The organism is Sphingomonas trueperi (genome assembly GCF_040545965.1).
In the GTDB taxonomy this organism is placed as follows: Bacteria; Pseudomonadota; Alphaproteobacteria; order Sphingomonadales; family Sphingomonadaceae; genus Sphingomonas; species Sphingomonas trueperi_C.
The window spans coordinates 638,571-660,086 of the sequence record NZ_JBEPMV010000004.1 but is presented as its reverse complement, the minus strand read 5'-3'; the positions used below and the strand labels follow the sequence as shown (position 1 = coordinate 660,086).

The window sequence follows — 21,516 nt, the reverse complement described above, 5'->3', positions numbered from 1 at the left end:
CTCAACCGTTCAGCGCGTTGATCGCCGCATGCACCCGCGCCTCGATCTCGCGGCGGGGCAGGCCTGGCGGGATCGGCTCGCCGAAGCGGAAGACGATCTCGTCGGGACGCATCAGCCCCTTGCGCGGCCAGACAGTCCCGCTGCGCACCGCCACCGGCACCACCGGCAGGTCGAGCGCGCGGTAGAGCCCCGCAAAGCCCGAGCGCAGCGGCGGCGCCTCCCCCGGCAACACTCGCGTCCCCTCCGGAAAGATCAGCACCGAGCGCCCGCTCGCCCGCGCCGCCTGCGCCGCGCGCATCATCGCCCGCAGCGCCGTCGCATTGGCCTCGCGGTCGACCACGATCGTACCGTAGCGCTGCGCCGCCCACCCCCAAAGTGGAATGCGCGCCAGCTCGCGCTTCATCACCGTCGCCGGGCTGTCGAGCATCCGGGTCAGCTCCAGCGCTTCGAAATAGCTTTCGTGCTTGCCGGCGAACAGCAGCTGCCCCTCGGGCACCTGCCCCTCGATCCGCACCCTCGCGCCGACGATATTGCGCACCATCCATTGCAGCGTCCACGCCCAGAAGTTCGAATAGGCGCGCAGGAACCGGCTGCCGAACAGCGCCGCGATCGGCACGCACAGCACCAGCACGACCGACACCCCATAAAAGACGATTCGAAACACCCAGGTACGCAGCGCGTCCATCAATCGACCCCCAGCAGCAGCGCCCCCCGGCGCACCAGATATTTGTGATATTCGCGCATCAGCATCCGCCAGCCCGGGCTGCTCGGCACCCCGTCGCCAACGATCGTCACGCCCTGCAGCACATGGCGCAGCTCCAGCCGGGCGCGCGCCATGTGCCAGTCCGACGTGACCAGCCTTATGCTGCGATAGCCATGGTCATGCACCCAGCGCCCGGTTTCGTCGGCATTCGAGCGGGTGTCGACCGCCTCGTGCCCGAGATCGACGCAGCAGCGGAACAGCGCGCGGTCGGCGGGGAATTGCGCGGCCAGTTCGCGCGGGCGCACGTCCGGGTTCACGCCGCTGACCAGCATCCGCTGAGCATCCTCGCGGCGCAGCGCATCGAGCCCCCGCTGGATCCGCCCGGGCCCGCCGGTCAATACCACCACGGCATCGGTGCGGTACGCGCCTAGCGGCTTGCCGAGGCTGAACAGGAACAGCGCGAAGCCCGCGGCCCAGGCAAGCGCCAGCAGCACCAGCAGGAAGAACAGCCGCCGGATCACAGCTTGCGCCCCAGCGTGTGGAGCACGGTCAGCCGCGTCGCCACGGTGGCGAGCAAGGCAAAGCCGATCGGCAGCAGCAGGAGCAGGGTCCAGTCGACCGGCGCCAGCGTCGCGCCGCCCAGCACTTCCGATCCGGTCAGCGCCAGCTTGGTCTGGAACAAGGCGACCAGCGCCAGCGCCGCCAGCGTGCCGATCGCGCCGCCGAGCAGCGTGTCGCGGGCGATTCGGCGCTGGAGGAGGCGCGCTACCTGGAGGTCGGTCGATCCGAGCATGTGGAGCACGTCGATGGTATCGCGGTGCGTGTCCAGCCCCGCGCGCGCAACGAGCAGCGCGACCCCGGCGGTCGCCGCCGCGATCACCAGCACCAGCCCGATCGCGACCAGGCCCAGCGCGCCGAGCAGCCCCCGCACCGGAGAGAGCCAGCGCGCGCTGCTATCGACCCGCGCCTGCGGAGCAACGCGGCGGGCGGCAGCGGACACCCGCGCGGCCGATCCTTCGGTCGCGGTCACGTCGATCAGCACCGGCATCGGCAGCTCGGGATCGAGCCCGACATCGCCGAGCCAGGGCTTGAGCAGCGCCGCCAGTTCGGCACGATCGGCCTCGCGCACACGGGTGACGCCCGGCACCTTGGCAATGGCGGCGACCAGCGCCTTGGCCCGCACGTCGCGCAGGCCGGCATCGGGCTCGACCAGCTGCACGGTCAGCTGCCCGGCAAGCTGGCGATCGAGCCCGCTGGCCGAGCGCGCCACGCCAAGCCCCAGCGCGCCGGCCATCACGGTGAGGAACAGCATGATGCCCATGATGCCCGCCATCACCCAGCCGCGCTGCCCTTGCCCGAGCAGCCGCAGGTCGATCGCGGCACGGTGCCGAAAGCCGTTCATGCGCCCCCCGGCGGATGGCGGAGCAGGCCACTGGGATCGACCAGCCTGCCCCTCTCGACGCGCATCAGCTGCGCGCGCGGGATGCGGCCGATCAGGTGCAGGTCGTGCGTCGCGACGACGATGGTGGTGCCCAGCCGGTTGAGCGCCTCGAACAGATGCAGCAGCCGATCGGCCATCTCGGGATCGACGTTGCCGGTCGGTTCGTCGGCGACGAGAATCTCGGGCCGGGCGATCACCGCGCGGGCGATGGCGATGCGCTGCTGCTCGCCGCCCGACAGTGTCGGCGGCTTGGCGGTGACGCGCGCGCTGAGCCCCACCCAGGCGAGCATCTCCATCACTGGCGCCTCGATCTCGCTCTCGCGTACGCCCGCCACGCGCAGCGGCAGCGCGACATTGTCATAGGCGGAAAGCTGGGGCAGCAGCCGGAAGTCCTGGAACACCACACCGATCCGGCGGCGGAAGCCGGGCAGCCGCGCGCGGGGCAGCGAGCCCGCATCCTCGCCGAACAGCCGCACCGCGCCACGCGTAGGGCGCTGGGCGAGGTAGAGCAGCTTGAGCAGCGAGGTCTTGCCGGCGCCGGACGCGCCGGTGAGGAAATAGAAGCCGCCCGTCGCCAGCGTGAAGCTCACGTCCGACAGCGTTTCCGGTCCGGTCCCATAACGCAGGCCGACATTTTCGAAGTGCACGATGTTGCCCATGCGCCGTGCGGCCCGGCCTCCTTTTCGCGTGGTCGGCGATCGCCATCGCACAGCCCCGGATGGCGCTCAAGCCGCCGTCCGTCCCAAGCCGCTTGCTGGCCCGAATCGGCCCCGCTAGACTCGTACGTCCTGCCGCGTTTCGGGCAGGTACCAGGGGGTTTGGGCATGATCTTGGAGTGCAGCCAGTGCGGATCGCGCTACGAGGTGCCGGATTCGGCGATCGGCCCGGACGGCCGCACCGTGCGCTGCGCCAATTGCAAGCATAGCTGGTTCCAGTCGGGCGCGTCGCCGGCGCCCGCCGCCCCGCCGCCTGCCGCGGCCGCAGCCCCCGCGCCGGAGCCCGAACCTGCGCCGCTTCCCCCGCGCAGCTTCGCCGCGGCCGATCCCGTGCCGGAACCCAGCTACGATCCGTTCGTCGAACCCGCACCGAAGCAGGGCCACGGCATTCGCTGGACGATCGCGGCGCTGGTCGCGCTCGTCTCGGTCCTGCTCGGCGGCGCGGCGCTGCTCTACTGGAAGGCGCCGCAGGTGCTGACCCAGCTCGGCCTGCCGATCGGGGGCGCGAATGCGCAGCTGGTGTTCAGCGAGAAGAACGTGGCGCTCCAGGCGCGCGCCGACGGCAGCAAGCTGTTCATCGTCTCGGGCAAGGTGCTCAACGACAGCGGCGCGGCGCAGCATGTGCCGGACATCCGCATTCAGCTGCTCGATGGCGAGCGCCGCGAAGTCTATAGCTGGCGGATCACCCCGCCGATCCGCACGCTGGAGCCCAAGGCCGGCTTCGACTTCAACGGCGCCAAGGTCGACGTGCCGAGCGGCGCCAAATCGGTGAAGCTCAGCTTCGTGAGCGAATTCGACGGGTGACGACGAACAGGCGGCCGCCGTCGAGCAGCGCCGCCGCCACCATGCCCAGCCCAGAGGCGAGCACCAGCGCCTGCGCGCCCAAGCCTGCCTGGACCAGCCAGAGGCCCAGCCCGCCGGTCACCAGGAAGAAGGCTAGGATGCCGTTGATGCCGGCGGCAACCTGATCGCCCAGCGAGCGCAGCGCGTAGACGAACACCACCTGGACGCCGTCGAACAGGATGAACGGCGCCCAGAGCAACAGCATCGTCGCCGCCATCGCATGGACCTCGCCCGGCGCGGGGAAGCGCGCAACGACCAGCATCGGTACCAGCATCAGGCAGGCCGCGAGCAGCCCGGTGGCGAGCGCAGCGAGCAGCGCGGCGATTCCCGCGCGCCCCGCCGCCGCCTGCGGCACCCCCTCGCCCACCGCATTGCCGACGCGCACGCCTGCCGCCGATCCCAGCCCTAGCGCCACAGCGAAGGTGACGTTGTGGATCGAAAAGACGATCTGGAAGGCATGCGCGGTGGTCTCGCCCAATTGGGTGGAGAGCGCAATCAGGATCGAGAAGCCGACCAGCTCCAGCCCCGACGCGACCGCCGGCACCACGCCGAATCGGGCGAGCGCCCAGGCGCCGCGCCACGTCTCCGCCCGCCCCCAGTCGCCAAGCAGGCGCACGCCGCGCTGCTCGGCACGCGGCAGCGTCCAGGCGGCGGCGAGCATGCCGATCGCGCCGAGCGCCGAGGCGATGGCGGTGGCCGCCGCCGCGCCTACCGCGCCGAGTGCCGGCAGGCCCCAGGCGCCGGTCGCCAGCAGCCAGGCGAGCAGCGCGTTGATCGGCAGCACCGCTAGGTTGACCACCGTCACCCGTGCAGGCCGGCTGACCCCTTCCAGGAAGAAGCTGGTCGCGATGTTGAGCAGCTGGAAGGGATAGGCGAGTGCCATCACCTGCACCACCGGCGTGCTCGCCGCGACCAGATCGGGCGCGACGCCCATGCCGGCGAGCAACGGGCCTGCGAAGCCGAACAGGATGCCCATGCTCGCCAGGCCGAGCAACAGCGCGAGCAGCAGGCCTTCGTGGAGCACCCGGCCGGTCTGGCGCAGTTCGCCCGCGCCGTCGGCGCGCGACACATGGACGAGGATGCCGGTGAGCGCCCCCAGCCCCATCACGATTCCCGGGAAGGTGATCGTGCGGCTGGCGCCCAGGGCCGCGACCTGATGGGTGCCGGCCAGGCCCACCACCACCACGTCGGTGACGTGGAGGATCGTCCAGTTGAGCCCGGTCAGCATCACCGGCCAGGCCAGCGCGAGGAGGCGGCGCGTTTCGGCGGCGAGCGGCGTGGCAACGGACATGGCCCGGGGCATAGGCGGAAGCGACAATGCAAGAAACCCGCACAAAGCGGGTTGCCAGCCCCATTTCGCTTTGCTAGGGGCCGCTGCCTTACCAGCCGCTGGTATGGAAATGCCGGCGGAAATTCACGTGCGGTCGTGGCGGAACTGGTAGACGCGCAACGTTGAGGTCGTTGTGGCCGAAAGGCCGTGGAAGTTCGAGTCTTCTCGACCGCACCATGAATTCAGAGGATGGGGGCTCCGGCCCCCATTTTCGCATCCGCGCAACAGGCGCGACAATTTATCCGATAATCCGGCACAGTTTTGCGACATGTGCGTCGTACCCCGCTTAAGGACGAGCGGGCCTGCGGGCCCGCTTGTGATTCGGAAAAGGGACGGAGCAACGATGAAGCGACTGGGGACGACCCTGGCAGGACTGTTGGCTGGCGTATCGCCGCTGGTGGCACAGGCACAGACGACGACGCCTACAGGGCAGTCGGGCAGCCGTCCCGCCCAGTCCCAGCCGACCGCGCCGGCCCAGGACGATCCCTATACCGACGAGATCGTCGTCACCGCCAGCGAGCCGCGCGGCGCGGTGAAGGGCGACATCCCGCCCGAGATTCAGCTCAACCAGGCCGATATCCGCGCCTATGCGGTCTCCTCCGTCTCCGACCTGCTGACCCAGCTCGCGCCGCAGACCGGCAGCGGGCGCGGCAGCGGCATGCCGGTGGTGCTACTCAACGGTCGCCGCATCTCCAGCTTCGCCGAGATCCGCGACCTGCCGACCGAGGCCATCGAGCGCGTCGACATCCTACCGGAGGAAGTCGCGCTCAAGTTCGGCTATTCGGCGGACCAGCGCGTGGTCAACTTCGTGCTGCGCGAACGCTTCCGCGCGCTGACCACCGAACTGCAGGGCGGTGTACCGACCGAGGGCGGCAACAGCACCCAGCAGGTGCAGGCCGACATCCTCAAGATCAACCGCGACCGCCGCGTCAATCTCGACGTGAAGTACCAGGGCACGACAGGCCTGCTCGAAAGCGAGCGCAACGTGCTGCCGACCTTCAACGACGGCAGCGGCGTCAACCAGGCGCCCTATCGCACCCTGGTTGCGCCGAGCCAGGACCTCAACATCAACGGCAGCTATGCGCGCAACCTGAGCGAGAAGGTCGGCGCGACGGTCAACGGTACGCTTGAGGTGCAGCAGAGCGAGGCACTGCGCGGCCTGGCGCTGTCGCAGGTCGCCGCGCCGCTGGCGCTGTCGGGCGAGCCGAGCCCGCTGACCGCGAGCAGCCGCACGATCACCGCGCATCTCGGCACCACGCTCAACGGCGACGGGCTGCCGTGGAGCAACAGCTGGAGCTGGTCGGTCACCGGTAATTACGACCGCGTCGAGAGCAAGACGATCACCGATCGCGGCTTCGATTCGCTCGGTGCCGTGCGCTCGGCCGATCGCGGCAACTCGACGTCGAACGTCGGCACGGTCGACGCGCTGCTGCGCGGGCCGCTGTTCGCGCTGCCGGCGGGCGACGTCTCCACCTCGCTGCGGATCGGCGGCAGCCTCAGCGGCTTCGACAGTACCAGCTTCCGCAACGGCGTGGCGCAGACGCCCGCTTCGCTCACCCGCAACATCGCCAGCACCCAGCTCAACATCGACGTGCCGATCGCCAGCCGCCGGAAGGACGTGCTCCAGCCGCTGGGCGACCTCACGATCAACGGCAATGTCGCCGTCCAGCACCTTTCCGACTTCGGCACGCTGACCACCACCGGCTACGGGGTGAACTGGTCGCCGTTCAAGCCGGTGCGGCTGCTCGCCTCCTGGACCGATGCGGAGGACGCACCGAGCACCAGCCAGCTCGGCGGACCGATCGTCTCCAGCCCGAATACGCGCGTGTTCGACTATCGCACCGGCCAGACGGTTACGATCACGACGATCACCGGCGGCAACCCGGCGCTGCAGTCGGAAAAGCGCCACGTGATGAAGCTGGGGCTCGAACTGCGGCCGCTGGAGAAGACCGACCTCTCCCTCCGCGCCGATTACGTCACCAGCCGCATCCGCAACGACATCGCGACCTTTCCCGCCGCCACCGCGGCGATCGAATCGGCATTCCCCGATCGCTTCGTGCGCGATCCCGACGGCGATCTGGTGAGCATCGACAATCGCGCGGTGAACTTCGCCGAGAACAACACCAGGCAGCTGCGCTGGGGCTTCAACCTCTCGGTGCCGATCAAGTCGTCGCTGGAAGAGAAGATCGCCGCCATGCGCGCCCAGCGCGAGAAGGAACGCGCCGATGCGATCGCCGCGGGCAAGCCGCTGCCGGCGGAAGGCCAGGCGCGGCTGTTCGGCCAGCAGGGCCAGAACGGCCAGCGTCCACCCTTCGGCGGCAGCCTGTTCGGTCCGCCCCCGGCACCGCCTGCAGGCGCGGCACCGGGCGGTGGGGGCCCGGGCGGCGGTGGTGGCGGACGCGGTCGCGGCGGCTTCGGCGGGCCGAACGGCGCACTCGCCGGCCGGCTGCAGTTCAGCCTCTACCACACCTGGTATTTCAAGGATCAGATCAAGATTCGCGACGGCGTGCCGATCCTCGATTTGCTGCACGGCGACGCCGCAGGCAATGCGGGCGGCCAGCCGGCGCACCAGATCGACGCGCAGGCGGGCTTCACCAAGGACGGCGTCGGCATGCGGCTCGGCTTCAAATGGCAGAGCAGCACCAGCGTCTATACCGGGCTGAACAACACCAACCAGCTCAACTTCGGCGATCTCGGCACGTTCAACCTGCGGGTGTTCGCGGACCTCGGCCGCCAGTTCAAGCTGGTGCGCGCGCATCCCTGGCTGCGCGGCACGCGGGTGAGCCTGGGGGTGACCAACCTGCTCAACAGCCGCCAGCGGGTGACCGATCAAACCGGCGCGGTGCCGCTCAATTACCAGCCCGATCTACTCGATCCCACCGGCCGCGCGGTGACGCTCAGTATCCGCAAGCTGTTCTTCTGATCGCCAGGCGGGCGCGGCACCGGTTGCGTGCGGCGCCCGCTTGGCCCATCACCCGGCACGAACCGAGTGGGGGATGGCGAATGAAGCGTGGATTGCTGCTGGCGGCATGGGCCGCGGCGAGCGTGCTGGCGATGCCGGCGCAGGCACAGGTGAGCGCCGACTGGGTCCGCGCGCACGAGACCTTCCTCGCCGGCGACGAGCTCCGCGGCCGCGGCAGTGCGACGCCCGATGAAGCGATCGCCGCCGCCTATGTCGCCGCGCAATTCCGCGGCTTCGGCCTCCAGCCCGCACCGGGCATGGACGGTTATCTGCAGAAGGCGGAGATCGTCCGACTGAAGCTCAAGGCGCCGATCACGCTGACCGCCAACGGACAGGCGGTGCCCGGCGCGGTGCTGCTCGCCGGCGACGGCCAGGGCAGCGAAGGCGTGGCGCGCCTCACGCCCGCCAAGGCGATGTCGAAGATGGCCCCCACGCCGGTGATGCTGGTAACCGGCGACATGCCGGCGATGCAGCTCTATCGCATGGCACGGGCCCTCAAGAGCCCGCGGCTGCTGCTGATCCGCGAGAGCGCCGACACCCAGGCGATGGTGCAGGCGCTGCACGGCGAACCCCGGCTGCCCGGCGGGCTGCGCGGCGTGCCGCACGATCCGAGCCCGTCGGTCGTCGTGGTCCCGGCCGCCGCCTTCGATGCGCTCGCCGCGCAAAAGGACGGGAAGGTCGCGCTGACCGTACCGGTGGAAGAGAAGGTCGCGACCACCACCAACGCGATCGGCTGGCTGCCGGGGACCGACCCCAAGGCGGGGGTGCTGCTCCTGAGCGCCCATCTCGATCACCTCGGCGTCCAGCCCGACGGCACGATCATGCACGGCGCCAATGACGACGCCTCGGGCACCACTGCCGTGCTCGAACTCGCCCGCACGCTTGCCGCCAAGGGCAAGAACAAGCGCGGCATCCTGTTCGTCGCCTATGGTGCCGAGGAGATCGGCGGCTATGGCTCGACCTATTTCGGCGCGCACCCGCCGGTGCCGCTCGACCAGATCGTCGCCAATGTGGAGGTGGAGATGATCGGCGCGCAGGATCCCAAGCTCCCCGCCGGCACGATGATGATGACCGGATTCGAGCGCTCGACGCTCGGCGAAACGCTGAAGAGCCATGGCGCGCTGGTCACCAGCGATCCGTATCCGGAGCAGAACTTCTTCCAGCGCTCGGACAATTATTCGCTCGCGCTGAAGGGCGTCGTCGCCCACACCATCTCGGGCTGGGCGGTGGTGCCGACCTATCACAGCAAGGACGACACCGTCGCCAATATCGACATCGGCTTCATGACCAAGGCGATCCAGTCGCTGGTCGAGCCGCTGCATGCGCTGGCCAACAGCGACGCCAAGCCGGAATGGAAGCCGGGCGGCAAGCCCGAATGACCGGGCCCACGCTGGCGCCCCGCGCCGGCTTGCTCTAGCGAGGGTTCATGCACACGCCTCATATCGTCGCGCTGGGGGGAACACTGCGCGCCCAGTCCAGCACCGGTCGCCTGCTCGCCGCCGCTCTCGCCCGTGCCGAGGCGCGCGGCGCGCGGACTACGCTGCTCACCGGGCCCGACATCGTGTTCCCGCATTTCGAGCCCGAGCATGGCGATAGCGACGCCAAGGTGATGCGCTTCGTCGAAACGCTGCGCAGCGCCGATGCGGTGATCATCGGCTCGCCCGGCTATCACGGCACGCTTTCCGGGCTGGTGAAGACCGCGCTGGATTATGTCGAGTTGCTCAGCCGCGACGACCGCGTCTATTTCGACGGCATGCCGGTGGGCCTGGTCGCCACCGCCGCGGGCTGGCAGGCCTCGGTCTCGACGCTGCAGGCGCTGCGGACGATCACCCACGCGCTGCGCGGCTGGCCGACGCCGATGGGGATTGCGGTCAACACCGTCGAGACGCCGGACGTGGAAGCGCACTGCCAGGGTTCGCTCGACGTGATGGTCGGGCAGATCTTCGACTTCCTGAAGCGCTAGGGGCCGGCTCCGTCATCCTGGCTTCCGCCGGGATGACGGACTGAAGCGTCTACTCAAACCAGTGCCGGCGGAGGAAATAGCCGGTGATGCCGAGCGCCATTGCCAGGCACATCCCCACCACGCCCCAGAATGCCCAGGGCTCGTGCGCGTAGGGGATGCCGTCGACGTTCATGCCGAGCAGCCCGGTCAGGAAGGTCAGCGGCAGGAACACCATCGCGACGATCGCGATCACCAGCGAGCGCTGGTCGAGCAATTCGCCGCGCAGATCGGTGAGCGTTTCGTGGGTGAGTGCGGCGCGCTCGCGGATGCTCTCCACTTCTTCCGCCATACGCGCGGCGCGGTCGGCGGCGGCGGAGAGGTGCAGCCGGTCGTCCTCGCGCAGCCAGTCGCCCGGCAGCCCGGCCAGCTTCTCGATCGCGGCGCGCTGTGGGTTGAGGAAGCGGCGGTAGCCGATCGCCTGCACCCGCACCTTGTTGACCATCCGGCGCAGCTCAAAGGCGCGGTGGCCGGAGATCTGCTCCTCGCAATCGTCGAGCGAATCGCCGAGCTCGGCGACGACGGGGTCCAGTTCCTCGGTGATCGCCTGGGCGAAGGCGGCAATCAGGTCGCCGGGATCTAGAATCTTGCCGGTTTCTACTTCCTCGCGAACCGGCTGAAGCGCGGTCAGGTGCTTGCGGGTGACCGAGAAGACGCAGCCGCCCATCGCATAGATGCGGATCGAGGCGAGCGGATCGGAGGCGGTGGTGGCCTCGCTCGAAAGCCCGCGCAGGTTGATCACCGCGCCGTCGCCCACTGCGTCGCAGCGCGGCCGCGTCTCGGTCGCGGTCAGCGAATCGATTACGTAGGGCGAGAGCTTGGCCTCACCGCCCAGCCAGAGCTGGGCGCGCTCGTCATTGGTGGTGAGGTGGATCCAGGTCAGGCCGCCGCTCTCCGACAGCGCCGCGCGCATCGTCGGCTGCTCGACCTTCCCGTCCTTCACGACATAGGCGAAGCCGCTCAACCTGCCATCTCCAGCCAGAGCGACAGGCCTTCGCCGGGATCGGCAGGCGGACGGGCGAGGATGCGCGCGGCATCGGCACGCGCGCGGTTGAGGATGGCGTCGGGCACATCGCCTAGATGGAAAAGCCGATCGGCCTGCGCAAGCAGCCGGGCGTGACGCAGAGTGAGGTCCTCGGGATCGGGCGAAGACAGCCGCAGCGACACGAGTTGCGCCTGCGGTGCAGCACCTTCCGCCAGCCAGCGATCGACATCGCCGTCCCCCGCCAGCAGGTCGAGCATCCCGCCCTCGCCCAGCGCGTCCGCCAGCGCACGGCGGCGCGCACCGGCATCGGGCCAGCGCGCCTTCATCGCCGCCCGGCTGCGGCCCAGCCCTGTGGCAAGCGCGCCGAGGCTGGCCGGCAGCAACGCCTCCAGCCGCTGGCGCAGCGCTGCCGCCAGCCCCGCCGAGACCCCGCCGGTGCCGATCGCGATCAGCACCGGATCGCGGTCCAGGATCGCGGGCAAGGTGAAGTCGCACAGCTCGGGCCGGTCGACGCAATTGACGAGCACGCCGCGCGCCTTGAGCCGGGCGACCACATCTTCGGGTTCGTCGAGCGCGACGATGGCGAGCGCGGCGGCATCGCCCTCGCCCACCACCTGCGCGCCGGCGCGGTCGAGCAGGCGGCGCTTGGCGTCCGCCGGCTCGCCTTCGCCGACCAGAATCACCGGCCGCCCCGCCAGCTTCACGAACAGGGGCAGCGCGGCGAGCGTCACTTCAGCCAGTCCGGCACCTGCTCGGCGGCCATGATCTCCTCGGCGGAGATGCGGCCGGCGACGATGGCGTAGCGGTCGCCCGACACGAGTACCTCGGGCACCAGCGGGCGGCTGTTGTACGTGCTGGCCATGGTCGCGCCGTACGCGCCGGCGGTCTCCAGCACCGCGAGGTCGCCGGACTTCACGGCGTCGATCTCGCGCGCCTTCACGAACACGTCGGTGCTTTCGCACACCGGGCCGGCGACATTAGCGACGAAGCGCTCGCCCGTCGGCTTCGCCGCCGCGAAGCCGTGATAGGCGTCGTACAGCGCCACCCGAGCGAGATCGTTCATTGCCGCATCGACCACCACCCAGGGATGGACCTGCCCCGGCTTCACCCACAGTACTTCGGTGACCAGCACACCCGCGCTGCCGGCGATGGTGCGACCGGGCTCGAACATCAGCTCGACGTCCCAGTCCCTGGTCACCCGCGCGATCATCTCCGCATAGGCTTCCGGCGTCGGCGGCACTTCGCCGGGGCGATAGGCGACGCCCAGCCCGCCGCCGAGATCGACATGGGTGATAGTGTGGCCATTGGCGCGGAGCTCGGCGAGCAGCCGGCCGACACGCTCGAACGCCGCTTCCAGCGGCGCGAGGCCGAGCAGCTGGCTGCCGATATGCACCGCGATGCCGTGCAGATCGAGGCCCGGCAGCTTGCCGAGCCGGTCGAAGATGGCGGGCGCCTCGCCGATCGGCAGGCCGAACTTGTTCTCCGCCTTGCCGGTCGAGATCTTCTCGTGCGTGCCGGCATCGACGTCGGGGTTCACCCGCAGCGCCGCGCGCGCGGTGAGGCCGCGCTCGGCCGCCAGTGCCGCCAGCACTTCGCCTTCCTCGACCAGCTCGAGGTTGAACTGACCGATCCCGGCCTCCAGCCCCTTGACCAGCTCGCGACGGGTCTTGCCGACGCCCGAGAAGACGATGTCCTTCGGCGCCACGCCCGCGGCCAGCGCACGCGCCATCTCGCCGCCCGAGACGACATCGGCGCCGAAGCCTTCGTTGGCCAGCAGCTTGAGCACCGCAAGGTTGGGATTGGCCTTGATCGCGAAGGCGAGGTGGATCCGCCCCAGCGGCTTCAGCGCGTCGCGAAAAGCGCGGGCATTGGCCTGGAAGCGTTCGGTGGAATAGACATAAACGGGCGTACCCACCTCGGCAGCGATGCGCGCGAGGGGCAGCGATTCGACGTGCAGTTCGCCGTCGATCATCGAGAAATCGGTCATGGGCCTCTGGGTGCGGCGCGAATGGCCGCCAAAATCAGTTGGGTGGCAGGTCGAACTCGTCGCTCCGCCGTGCCTCGGACGCCTGGATCAGGTCGTCGCTGCGCGCGGGGCGAGTCTGCGCCGTGGGTTTGAGAAGATCGGGAGGCGTGGGCGTCGCCGCGGCGCCATACGGCGCCACCGGCAGCGATGCCCCCGGCGGCGGGGCCAGGGCCTCGCGCACGCCGCAACCGCTCAGCACCAGGCCCAGGGCCGGTACGGTGAGCAGCAGTCGCTTCCTCATGCTTCCTCCTCACGGCCCTTGCGCGCCGCTGCTATCGCCGCGCGAACCCGCGACGGTGCCGTGCCGCCGAAGCTGGTACGGCTGTTCACCGATGCGTCGACGCTGAGAACGCCGTACACGCGTTCATCGATCCGTGCATCGATTTCCTGGAGCGCTTCGATCGGCAGCTGGTCGAGCCGGATGCCGTCGGCTTCCGCCTTCGCCACCGCGCGGCCGGTGATGTGGTGCGCCTCACGGAACGGGATGCCGCCTTCGCGGACCAACCAGTCGGCCAGGTCGGTCGCGGTCGAGAAGCCGGCCTCGGCCGTCGCGCGCATCCGCTCCAGCCGGAAGGTCGCGCTCTCGACCATGCCAGTCATCGCCGCGATGCTCAGGCCGAGCAGGTCGTGCGCCTCGAACACCGGCGGCTTGTCGTCCTGCATGTCCTTCGAATAGGCGAGCGGCAGCCCCTTCATCGTCATCATCAGGCTGAACAGCGCGCCGCTGATCCGACCCGAATGGCCGCGGACCAGTTCGGCCGCGTCGGGGTTGCGCTTCTGCGGCATGATCGAGCTGCCGGTCGACCATTGGTCGGAGAGCGCGACGAAGCCGAAGGGCTGGCTCGCCCAGATCACGAATTCCTCGGCCAGCCGGCTGAGGTGCAGGCTGCACTGCGCGGCCGCCGTCAGATAATCGAGCGCGAAATCGCGGTCCGATACCGAATCGAGCGAGTTGCGCGTAGGCCCGTCGAAGCCGAGCGCCTTGGCCGTCGCCTCGCGATTGAGGTTGAAGCCGGTACCGGCCAGCGCCGCCGATCCCAGCGGGCACAGGTTCATGCGGGCGCGGGCGTCGTTCAGCCGCGAGCGATCGCGCGCGAACATCTCGAAATAGGCCATCAGATGATGGCCCAGCGTCACCGGCTGCGCGACCTGAAGGTGGGTGAAGCCCGGCATCACGCTGTCGGCATGCTGCTCGGCGCGGGCGAGCAGCGCGTCTTGCAGCGCGCCCAGCGCCGCATCGGCCTGGTCGATCGCGTCGCGGACCCACAGGCGGAAATCGGTCGCGACCTGGTCGTTGCGCGAGCGCGCGGTGTGGAGGCGACCCGCGACGGGGCCGATCTTCTCCGCCAGCCGGCTTTCGGAGAGCATGTGGATGTCTTCGAGCGCCAGATCCTCGGGCACGCCGTTCGCGGCGAATTCCTCGGCGATCTGGTCGAGCCCGGCGCCGATTGTGGCGGCATCCTCCGCACCCACGATCCCCTGCTGGCCCAGCATCGCGACATGCGCCTTGGAGCCGCGCAGATCCTGCTGCCACATCCGCTTGTCGAAGGGGATCGAGGCGTTTATCTCGCGCATCACCGCGGACGGGCCTTCGGCGAAGCGCCCTCCCCACATGGAATTGGAGCTGTCCTTGCGCTCGGTGATCGGTCTTCTCCTTCTGGGCGCCCTCGCAGTTGCGGGGTGCGATAAGCAATCGCAGCCTTCTCAGCAAGCAAACGTAACGGCACCCGCCACTGCAAGCGTCCCCGCCCCGGGCGGCGCCGTCGACCGCAGCCACAAGGGCGAGGCGGCACCGACGATTCCCTTCACCGATGCTGCAGGCAAGAAGACGACGGTGGCGGCCTTCAAGGGCAAGCCGGTGCTGCTCAACCTATGGGCGACCTGGTGCGCGCCGTGCATCAAGGAGATGCCGACGCTGGATGCGGTGGCGGGCAAGGCGGGCGACACGCTGGTCGTGCTGCCGCTCAGCCAGGACCTCAAGGGGATGGAGGTGGTCGGCCCCTTCTTCCAGAAGAACGGCTACCAGCATCTGAAGCCCTATCTGGATACGGATACCGCGTTCAGCGTCCAGCTGGGCGTGAACCTGCCGACGACCATCCTGTACGACTCCGCCGGAAAGGAAGTATGGCGCGTCTCGGGCGAATTCGACTGGGCGGGCGACGCCGCTGCGAAGCTGATCGCCGAGGCCAAGTGACGGGTCGGGTCACCCTCACCCTTCCGCCGCTTCGCGGCTCCCTCCCTCTCCCAAGGGGAGAGGGATTTTAGCGCCCTCTCCCTTTGGGAGAGGGAGGGGACCCGCCGCCGCAGGCGGTGGGGAGGGTGAGGGTGGCAGCCTAGTTCATCCGCGCCAGCACCTCGCGCAGCCACGCTTCCGTCTCGTCCGCATGGGTGAGCGGCAGCATGTGTCCGCCATCGACCAGCGTCACCCTGCCCCCCGCAATCTCCGCCGCAGTCCGCTCGCCGTGCAGCGCTGGATCGAGCAGCGCATCCTGCCGGCCATAGAGAATCGATACCGGCATCCGAATCTCGCCGTAGCGCGCGATCAGCGGCGGCATCGCCTGCTGCGCCATGCGGATCTCGAAGCTGCCCATCCGGTAGGCGGACGATCGCGCCGACAGTGCTCCCCCGCCCGCCGTGGCGAAGTCCGCCGGCACGGGATCGGGTGCGAATACCGCCTCCGCCCCCTGCTTGCCGAAGGCCACGGCCATCGGCACCGCGATCGTCCAGGCGAGCAGCTCGCGGACGCCCAGCGGCGCCATCAGCCCGCGAAACACCGCTGGCGGCTGTTCGACGATCTGGGTGAGCGGCGCGATCAGCGCCAGTGCGCCGGGCACCTCGGGCCGCTCGGTGGCGAGCGCCAAGGCCACCGCCCCGCCCATCGAATGGCCGACGACCAGCGGCCTCGTTAGCCCCAGCGTCTCGATTGCTTCCGCGATCATCCGCCCCTGCCGCGCGAGATCGGGCCGCGGTCCGGTCAGACGTGAATGCCCCCAGCCGGGGCGATCGACCAGGATCACGCGGTGGTCCTTGGCCAGCCGCCCGGCGAGCGAATGGCTGAAGTTGCGTAGCTGCGCCATGATCCCGTGGATCATCACGATCGCCGGCCCGGCCGCGTCTTGCGGCCCCAGCTCGACGATATGCAGCCGCGCCCCGTCGACATCGACGAAGCGGCCATCCGCCGGCACCATCGCCTCGGCCTTGCGTCCTGCCCAGGCCGACCATCCAGCCAACCCGAGCAGGCCCATGCCTGCCAATCCGAACGCTATCCGCATGCCGTCCCCCGCTGTTGCTCAGTCGATATAACCTGCCGCGCGCAGGAAGGCTGCCAGAGACTCCGGGAAGGGGGGACTGGGCGTTCGGTGTCCGGCCGGGCAGTCGCCCCCTGGCCAGCGGGCGCGCGGCATGTCGCAGCCTTCCCGGAAGTCGACGCCCTTTGGGTTATAGTGCCGCAGCATCTGCCGCCACGCGGTAGCGTATCGGCCGGCTCGGGCAGCCACTGCGACATAAGCAGCACAACTGCCGTTGCGATCGGCATCGGTACGATCGAAGCAGCGGGTGCGCAGCTTTGCCATCTCACGCTGGAAGAGGCCCCGATAGGCGCGCTCGCGTGAGACATCGACGGCCATGCCGTTTCGGAAGCTCAGCACCACGGGCGGCCGCGGGGTACATGCGTTGCACCCGAACGCGCTGTCGAACGCGCCATCGCCCAGCACGAAATCGGCGACGCCGTCACCCGACAGGTCCGATATCTTCGCCGGCAGCTCCCCCTGCAGATATCCCGGTAGGATTTGCTCGCGATATCCGCTGCCGTCTGGAAGCAGGATCTGCTCGCGCACGTCGCCGCCGGACCCGCCGGACTGATTCTCGAGGACGATGCCCGGGCGGCTGTCGCCAGGCTGCAGTCGGGCGACGGCGATTCGGTAGAAGGACGACTGCGAATCCCCCAGCGTCCGATAGTCCGGCAAGCCCGGCGCCGTGACCGTCACCAGCGGCTGATTGTTCACGTGGTCGAAGCTGCAGCCCTCGGTCTGCGGCGGGGTGCGGCAGGGCGCCGGCTCGATCCGGATGCGAACGCCTGCGGAGGTCCAGGTCACCACCCCATCGCTGGGCTTCCAGAAATGAAACGCGCCTTCGGCCACCGTCTCAGCCGGATGCCCGATAGCGGCAGGCGCAGCGAGCAGGAACGAAGCGGCAACCGTAGAAAAGAAGAGCAGGACTCGCATCTGATGCCCCGGTCTGGAGGAAGCTCGAAGCTACTCCCGCTTGCTTTTTCAGTACATCGCTATTTTGGAACGCTTCGTCGCAGGACTACTCCGCCACCGGCGCCTCGCCTTTCTCGCGCTCCTGTGCCTGCCGCGCCCACATCTCGGCATAGATGCCGCCTTCGCGCAGCAGTTCGGCATGGGTGCCCTGCTCGACCACCCTCCCCGCTTCCAGCACGACGATCCGATCGGCGTGGACCACGGTCGAGAGTCGATGCGCGATGACGATGGTGGTGCGACCCTGCTCGATCGATTCGAGCGTTGCCTGGATGTCGGCCTCGGTGCGGCTGTCGAGCGCGCTGGTCGCCTCGTCGAGGATCAGGATCGGCGGATTCTTCACCAGCGTGCGGGCGATCGCCACGCGCTGCTTCTCGCCGCCGGAGAGCTTCAGCCCGCGTTCGCCCACCCGCGTGTCGAGCCCGTCGGGCAGCGCCTGGATGAAGTTGGCGATCGAGGCGCCGCGCACCGCTTCGGCGATCTGCTCGGGCGTCGCGCCCTCGCGGCCATAGGCGATGTTGTAGCCTATCGTCTCGTTGAACAGCACCGTGTCCTGCGGCACGATGCCGATCGCGGCGCGCAGGCTGGCCTGGGTCACGTCGCGGATATCCTGCCCGTCGACGGTGATGCGGCCGCCGGTGACGTCGTAGAAGCGGTACATCAGCCGTGCGAGCGTCGACTTGCCCGCCCCCGAGGGTCCCACCACCGCGATGGTCGCGCCCGCCGGGATGTCGAGATCGATGCCCTTCAGGATCTGGCGATCGGCGTCATAGCCGAACTGCACGCCCTCAAACCGCACATGGCCCTGCTGGATCGCGAGCGGCTGCGCGTTCGCGGGGTCCTTCACCTCGGCGCCGGTATCGAGCAGGTCGAACATCGCACCCATATCGATCACGCCCTGGCGGATCGTGCGATACACCCAGCCGAGCATGTCGAGCGGGCGGAACAGCTGGCTGAGCAACGTCGACACCAGCACCACGTCGCCCGGGGTGAAGCGGCCGGTGGACCAGCCGAACACGATCAGCGCCATGCCCGCCGCGAGCATCAGGTTGGTGATCACCGCCTGGCCGATATTGAGCCAGGCGAGCGAATTCTCGCTGGTGACGGCGGCGTTCATATACGCCGTCATCGCCTTGTCGTAGCGCGCGCTCTCGCGGGCTTCGGCGTTGAAATACTTCACCGTCTCGAAGTTGAGCAGCGAATCCACCGCGTGCGCGACCGCGCCGGTATCGAGGTCGTTCATCTGCTCGCGCAGCTTGGAGCGCCAGTCGGTCACCCAGCGGGTGAAGGCGATATAGACCACCACCATCGCCAGCGTGCCGGCGACCAGCCACCACCCGAAACGCGTGCCGAAGATGCCCAGCACCATGCCGAGCTCGAGGATGGTCGGCGCGATGTTGAACAGCAGGAAGTAGAGCATCGTATCGATGCTCTTGGTGCCGCGCTCGACCACCTTGGTCACCGCGCCGGTGCGACGGTTGAGGTGGAAGCGAAGGCTCAGCTGGTGGAGATGGCGGAACACGTCGGAGGAGAGCCGGCGGGTCGCGTCCTGCCCCACCCGCTCGAACACCGCGTTGCGCAGGTTGTCGAACAGCACCGTGCCCAGCCGCGCGGCGGCATAGCCGGTGACCAGCGCGACGATCAGCCACACCGTATCGCGCGGGCCCGAGGCCATGCGGTCGATCGCGCCCTGCAGCGCGAAGGGCGCGCCATAGACCTGCACCAGCTTCGAACAGAGCACGAGCAGCAGCGCGAGCACGATCCGTACCCGCAGCCCCGGCGCATGGCGCGGCCAGAGGTACGGCAGGAAGCGCTTCATCGTGCCGAGCATGGGCCGGTCGAGCGTGGCGGACGAGGTTTCGGGAGGCATCCGCCCTAATCTGGGACGCCACGCCACGCGACGCAACCACGGGAACAGCCCGGAGGTCTGTCCGTTGAATCGGGCAGGAGGTCATCTGCCATGGACCAACTGCTCTACGTGCTGGCGATCATGGGCTGCAGCGACGATGCGCAAGCCTGCCGCCAGGTCCGCCTGGAACCCGTCAACTATACGTCGCAGGTCGCCTGCCAGGAAGCCATGGAGGGCGCACTTCGTCGCGCCACCGATGTCGACTATCCCGTCGTCCAGGCGGCATGCCAGCGGCGGAGCGAGCGACTGGTGTCACGCGAACCCCAGCTGCCGGTGACCGGCGGCTGACGCCTATTCGTGCGAGCGCCCGAAGTCCGGCCGGGCATCATCCTGCCCCTGGTCGATGATCGAGCGGCGGATCGCGCGGGTGCGGCTGAACAGCTCGAACAGCTCGTCACCCTTGCCCCAGCGGATCGCGCGCTGGAGCGCGGTGAGGTCCTCGGTGAAGCGCTGAAGCATGTCGAGCACCGCCTCGCGGTTGCTCAGGAACACGTCGCGCCACATCGTCGGATCGGAGGCAGCGATGCGGGTGAAGTCGCGAAAGCCGCCGGCCGAATATTTGATCACCTCGGACTGGGTGACTTCCTCCAGGTCCGAGGCGGTGCCGACGATCGTGTAGGCGATCAGGTGCGGCAGATGGCTCGTCACCGCGAGCACGCGGTCATGGTGCCCCGGCTCCATCGTCTCGACATTCGCGCCCAGCCGCCGCCAGAATTCGCTCACCCGCTCCACCGCCAGTGGATCGCTGCCCTCGGGCGGGGTGACGATGCACCAGCGATGGTGGAACAGCGAGGCGAAGCCGGCGGTCGGCCCGCTATTCTCGGTACCGGCCACCGGGTGTGCCGGAATGAAGGTCGCGTCCGGCAACGCCGCGCGCACCGCCTCGATCACGCTCTCCTTGGACGAGCCGACGTCGCTGACGATGGCGTCGGCGGGCAGGTCGGCAGCGAACTCCGCCGCCACCGCGCCCATCGCGCCCACCGGCACGCAGAGAATGACGAGGTCCGCATCAATCACCGAGGTGCCCGCGCTGTCCGCCACGTCGTCGCACAGGTCGATCGCCACCGCGGTTTCGCGCACGGCCGGATCGGCGTCATAGCCGGTCACCCGCACGCTCGGCATATGCTGGCGAATGCCGCGGGCGATCGACGAGCCGATCAACCCGAGGCCGATAATGGTAATGCGCGCGAAAGGCAGCATCAGGCGCCGAGCAAGCGGCGCAGCGAGGCCGCCACGCCCTTGATCTCTTCCTCGGTACCGATGGTGATGCGCAGCCCGTGCGGCAGACCCTGGCCGGGCAGCCAGCGGACGATATAGCCGTCCTCCATGAGGTGCTTGTAGGCCTGCTCGCCGGTCACCTCGCCCTCGAACAGGACGAGCTGGAAATTGGCCTTGGAGGGCACCGCGCGGACGCCCTTGTTGCCCATGCTGGTGATCTCGTCGGCGAACCACTGGCGCCACTTGGCGTTGTGCGCGCGGCTGTGCTCGACGAAATCCTTGTCGCCCAGCGCGGCGATCGCCGCGCGGCCGGCGCCGATGCTGAACGCGAAGGGCGCGCGGATGCGATGCATCGCGGCGATGATGTCCGGATGGCCATAGCCCCAGCCCACCCGCTCGGAAGCCAGACCGAAGATCTTGGAGAAGGTGCGCGTCACCAGCACGTTGGTTTGGGTGCGGGCGAGCTCGAGGCCGCCATCGTCATCTTCGGGCTCGAGATATTCGGTGTACGCCTGATCGAGCACCAGCAGCACGCTCTTGGGGAGCGCGGCATGGAGGCGGGCGATCTCCTCGCGCGCCGTATAGGTGCCGGTCGGGTTGTTGGGGTTCGCCAGGAAAACGACCTTGGTCTTCTCGGTCACGCAGGCGAGGATCGCGTCGACATCGGTCGCATAGTCGTGATCGAGCGCCACCACCGGCGTCGCGCCGACGCGGCGTGCCGCGATGTCGTACACCGCGAAGCCGTAGCGGACATAGATGATCTCGTCGCCCAAGCCCGCGAACGCACCGGCGGCGAGGTGCAGCACCTCGTCCGAGCCGGTACCGTAGACGATCCGCTCGGGCTCCACCCCGTAATGCGCGCCCAGCGCCTCGCGCAGCGCGACCGCGCCGGCATCGGGGTAGCGCTCCAGCTCGGTCGCGGCGGCGGCATAGGCGTCGCGCGCGGCCTGGGGCGTGCCGAACGGATTCTCGTTCGACGAGAGCTTGGCGGCGGGCTTGCCCGAATCGGTGGTGGCGCGGCCCGGGACATAGGGGGCGATGGCCATCACCCAGGGCTTGGGGACGGGTGCGTTCATGGGCCGGGGGATTGAAGGAATGGCGGCCGATTGGCAAGCCGTGCGGCGG

21 protein-coding genes and 1 tRNA gene are annotated in these 21,516 nt (G+C 69.1%); 7 read left to right on the top strand and 15 right to left on the bottom strand.

What is annotated here, in order from left to right; translation table 11 throughout:
- Position 1: 1 nt before the first annotated feature.
- Genes ABIC35_RS14665 through ftsE form a run of 4 tightly spaced genes read right to left on the bottom strand, consistent with a single transcriptional unit; the run spans position 2 to position 2,803 of the window.
- Positions 2 to 685 (bottom strand): lysophospholipid acyltransferase family protein, encoded by a 684-nt coding sequence (locus tag ABIC35_RS14665; protein WP_121072984.1) that lies wholly within the window; start codon positions 683 to 685, stop codon positions 2 to 4.
- Positions 685 to 1,224, bottom strand: a complete 540-nt coding sequence (locus tag ABIC35_RS14660) for a YdcF family protein (RefSeq protein WP_121072981.1) — start codon at positions 1,222 to 1,224, stop codon at positions 685 to 687. The genes ABIC35_RS14665 and ABIC35_RS14660 overlap by 1 nt, the downstream gene beginning before the upstream one ends.
- On the bottom strand, positions 1,221 to 2,105 hold the full coding sequence (locus ABIC35_RS14655; protein WP_121072979.1) for a cell division protein FtsX: 885 nt from the start codon (positions 2,103 to 2,105) through the stop codon (positions 1,221 to 1,223). The genes ABIC35_RS14660 and ABIC35_RS14655 overlap by 4 nt, the downstream gene beginning before the upstream one ends.
- The gene (ftsE, locus tag ABIC35_RS14650; RefSeq protein WP_121072977.1) at positions 2,102 to 2,803 is read right to left on the bottom strand and encodes a cell division ATP-binding protein FtsE; all 702 of its coding nucleotides are present in this window, start codon (positions 2,801 to 2,803) and stop codon (positions 2,102 to 2,104) included. The genes ABIC35_RS14655 and ftsE overlap by 4 nt, the downstream gene beginning before the upstream one ends.
- A 165-nt stretch (positions 2,804 to 2,968) precedes the next feature.
- On the opposite strand from ftsE, the gene ABIC35_RS14645 reads away from it, so the two are divergent.
- Positions 2,969 to 3,664, top strand: a complete 696-nt coding sequence (locus ABIC35_RS14645; protein ID WP_121072975.1) for a zinc-ribbon domain-containing protein — start codon at positions 2,969 to 2,971, stop codon at positions 3,662 to 3,664.
- Here the strand turns inward: ABIC35_RS14645 and ABIC35_RS14640 are convergent.
- The gene (locus ABIC35_RS14640) at positions 3,636 to 4,994 is read right to left on the bottom strand and encodes an MATE family efflux transporter (RefSeq protein ID WP_121072972.1); all 1,359 of its coding nucleotides are present in this window, start codon (positions 4,992 to 4,994) and stop codon (positions 3,636 to 3,638) included. The two genes, ABIC35_RS14645 and ABIC35_RS14640, sit on opposite strands and share 29 nt — an antisense overlap.
- Before the next feature lie 129 nt (positions 4,995 to 5,123).
- On the opposite strand from ABIC35_RS14640, the gene ABIC35_RS14635 reads away from it, so the two are divergent.
- The 4 genes from ABIC35_RS14635 to ABIC35_RS14620 all read left to right on the top strand — a co-directional run bounded on the left by ABIC35_RS14635 (position 5,124) and on the right by ABIC35_RS14620 (position 9,958).
- Positions 5,124 to 5,210: transfer RNA gene (locus ABIC35_RS14635), tRNA-Leu, on the top strand.
- Between the two features lie 166 nt (positions 5,211 to 5,376).
- Positions 5,377 to 7,956, top strand: a complete 2,580-nt coding sequence (locus ABIC35_RS14630; RefSeq protein WP_121072970.1) for a TonB-dependent receptor — start codon at positions 5,377 to 5,379, stop codon at positions 7,954 to 7,956.
- An 80-nt stretch (positions 7,957 to 8,036) separates the two neighbouring features.
- The gene (locus ABIC35_RS14625; RefSeq protein ID WP_121072968.1) at positions 8,037 to 9,374 is read left to right on the top strand and encodes a M28 family metallopeptidase; all 1,338 of its coding nucleotides are present in this window, start codon (positions 8,037 to 8,039) and stop codon (positions 9,372 to 9,374) included.
- A 47-nt stretch (positions 9,375 to 9,421) separates the two neighbouring features.
- Positions 9,422 to 9,958 (top strand): NADPH-dependent FMN reductase, encoded by a 537-nt coding sequence (locus ABIC35_RS14620; protein ID WP_121072966.1) that lies wholly within the window; start codon positions 9,422 to 9,424, stop codon positions 9,956 to 9,958.
- 49 nt (positions 9,959 to 10,007) lie between these two features.
- On the opposite strand, the gene ABIC35_RS14615 is transcribed toward ABIC35_RS14620, so the two are convergent.
- Genes ABIC35_RS14615 through argH form a run of 5 tightly spaced genes read right to left on the bottom strand, consistent with a single transcriptional unit; the run spans position 10,008 to position 14,619 of the window.
- Complete coding sequence (locus ABIC35_RS14615) at positions 10,008 to 10,958, bottom strand: zinc transporter ZntB (RefSeq protein ID WP_121072964.1); 951 nt, start codon at positions 10,956 to 10,958, stop codon at positions 10,008 to 10,010.
- Positions 10,955 to 11,710 (bottom strand): precorrin-2 dehydrogenase/sirohydrochlorin ferrochelatase family protein, encoded by a 756-nt coding sequence (locus ABIC35_RS14610; RefSeq protein WP_121072962.1) that lies wholly within the window; start codon positions 11,708 to 11,710, stop codon positions 10,955 to 10,957. The genes ABIC35_RS14615 and ABIC35_RS14610 overlap by 4 nt, the downstream gene beginning before the upstream one ends.
- Positions 11,707 to 12,966 carry a diaminopimelate decarboxylase gene (lysA, locus tag ABIC35_RS14605; protein ID WP_121072960.1) on the bottom strand — a complete coding sequence of 420 codons (1,260 nt, stop codon included), beginning with the start codon at positions 12,964 to 12,966 and terminating at the stop codon, positions 11,707 to 11,709. Before lysA ends, ABIC35_RS14610 begins: the two co-directional genes overlap by 4 nt.
- 34 nt (positions 12,967 to 13,000) lie before the next feature.
- Complete coding sequence (locus ABIC35_RS14600; RefSeq protein ID WP_121072958.1) at positions 13,001 to 13,246, bottom strand: hypothetical protein; 246 nt, start codon at positions 13,244 to 13,246, stop codon at positions 13,001 to 13,003.
- Positions 13,243 to 14,619, bottom strand: coding sequence for an argininosuccinate lyase (argH, locus tag ABIC35_RS14595; RefSeq protein WP_121072956.1), 1,377 nt, complete (start codon positions 14,617 to 14,619; stop codon positions 13,243 to 13,245). The genes ABIC35_RS14600 and argH overlap by 4 nt, the downstream gene beginning before the upstream one ends.
- On the opposite strand from argH, the gene ABIC35_RS14590 reads away from it, so the two are divergent.
- Positions 14,618 to 15,199, top strand: a complete 582-nt coding sequence (locus ABIC35_RS14590) for a TlpA family protein disulfide reductase (RefSeq protein WP_121072954.1) — start codon at positions 14,618 to 14,620, stop codon at positions 15,197 to 15,199. The two genes, argH and ABIC35_RS14590, sit on opposite strands and share 2 nt — an antisense overlap.
- Positions 15,200 to 15,338: 139 nt before the next feature.
- Here the strand turns inward: ABIC35_RS14590 and ABIC35_RS14585 are convergent, their stop codons facing one another.
- From ABIC35_RS14585 to ABIC35_RS14575, 3 genes are all read right to left on the bottom strand, one after another.
- Positions 15,339 to 16,277 carry an alpha/beta fold hydrolase gene (locus ABIC35_RS14585; RefSeq protein WP_121072952.1) on the bottom strand — a complete coding sequence of 313 codons (939 nt, stop codon included), beginning with the start codon at positions 16,275 to 16,277 and terminating at the stop codon, positions 15,339 to 15,341.
- Positions 16,278 to 16,295: 18 nt separating this feature from the next.
- A complete protein-coding gene (locus tag ABIC35_RS14580) occupies positions 16,296 to 17,228 on the bottom strand; it encodes a hypothetical protein (RefSeq protein WP_121072950.1) in 933 nt (310 codons plus the stop codon).
- Positions 17,229 to 17,313: 85 nt separating this feature from the next.
- A complete protein-coding gene (locus tag ABIC35_RS14575) occupies positions 17,314 to 19,134 on the bottom strand; it encodes an ABCB family ABC transporter ATP-binding protein/permease (protein ID WP_183049279.1) in 1,821 nt (606 codons plus the stop codon).
- A 90-nt stretch (positions 19,135 to 19,224) separates the two neighbouring features.
- On the opposite strand from ABIC35_RS14575, the gene ABIC35_RS14570 reads away from it, so the two are divergent.
- On the top strand, positions 19,225 to 19,461 hold the full coding sequence (locus ABIC35_RS14570; protein WP_121072948.1) for a hypothetical protein: 237 nt from the start codon (positions 19,225 to 19,227) through the stop codon (positions 19,459 to 19,461).
- Between the two features lie 3 nt (positions 19,462 to 19,464).
- On the opposite strand, the gene ABIC35_RS14565 is transcribed toward ABIC35_RS14570, so the two are convergent.
- A complete protein-coding gene (locus ABIC35_RS14565; RefSeq protein WP_121072946.1) occupies positions 19,465 to 20,373 on the bottom strand; it encodes a prephenate/arogenate dehydrogenase family protein in 909 nt (302 codons plus the stop codon).
- On the bottom strand, positions 20,373 to 21,467 hold the full coding sequence (hisC, locus tag ABIC35_RS14560) for a histidinol-phosphate transaminase (RefSeq protein WP_121072944.1): 1,095 nt from the start codon (positions 21,465 to 21,467) through the stop codon (positions 20,373 to 20,375). Before hisC ends, ABIC35_RS14565 begins: the two co-directional genes overlap by 1 nt.
- Positions 21,468 to 21,516: the final 49 nt, after the last annotated feature.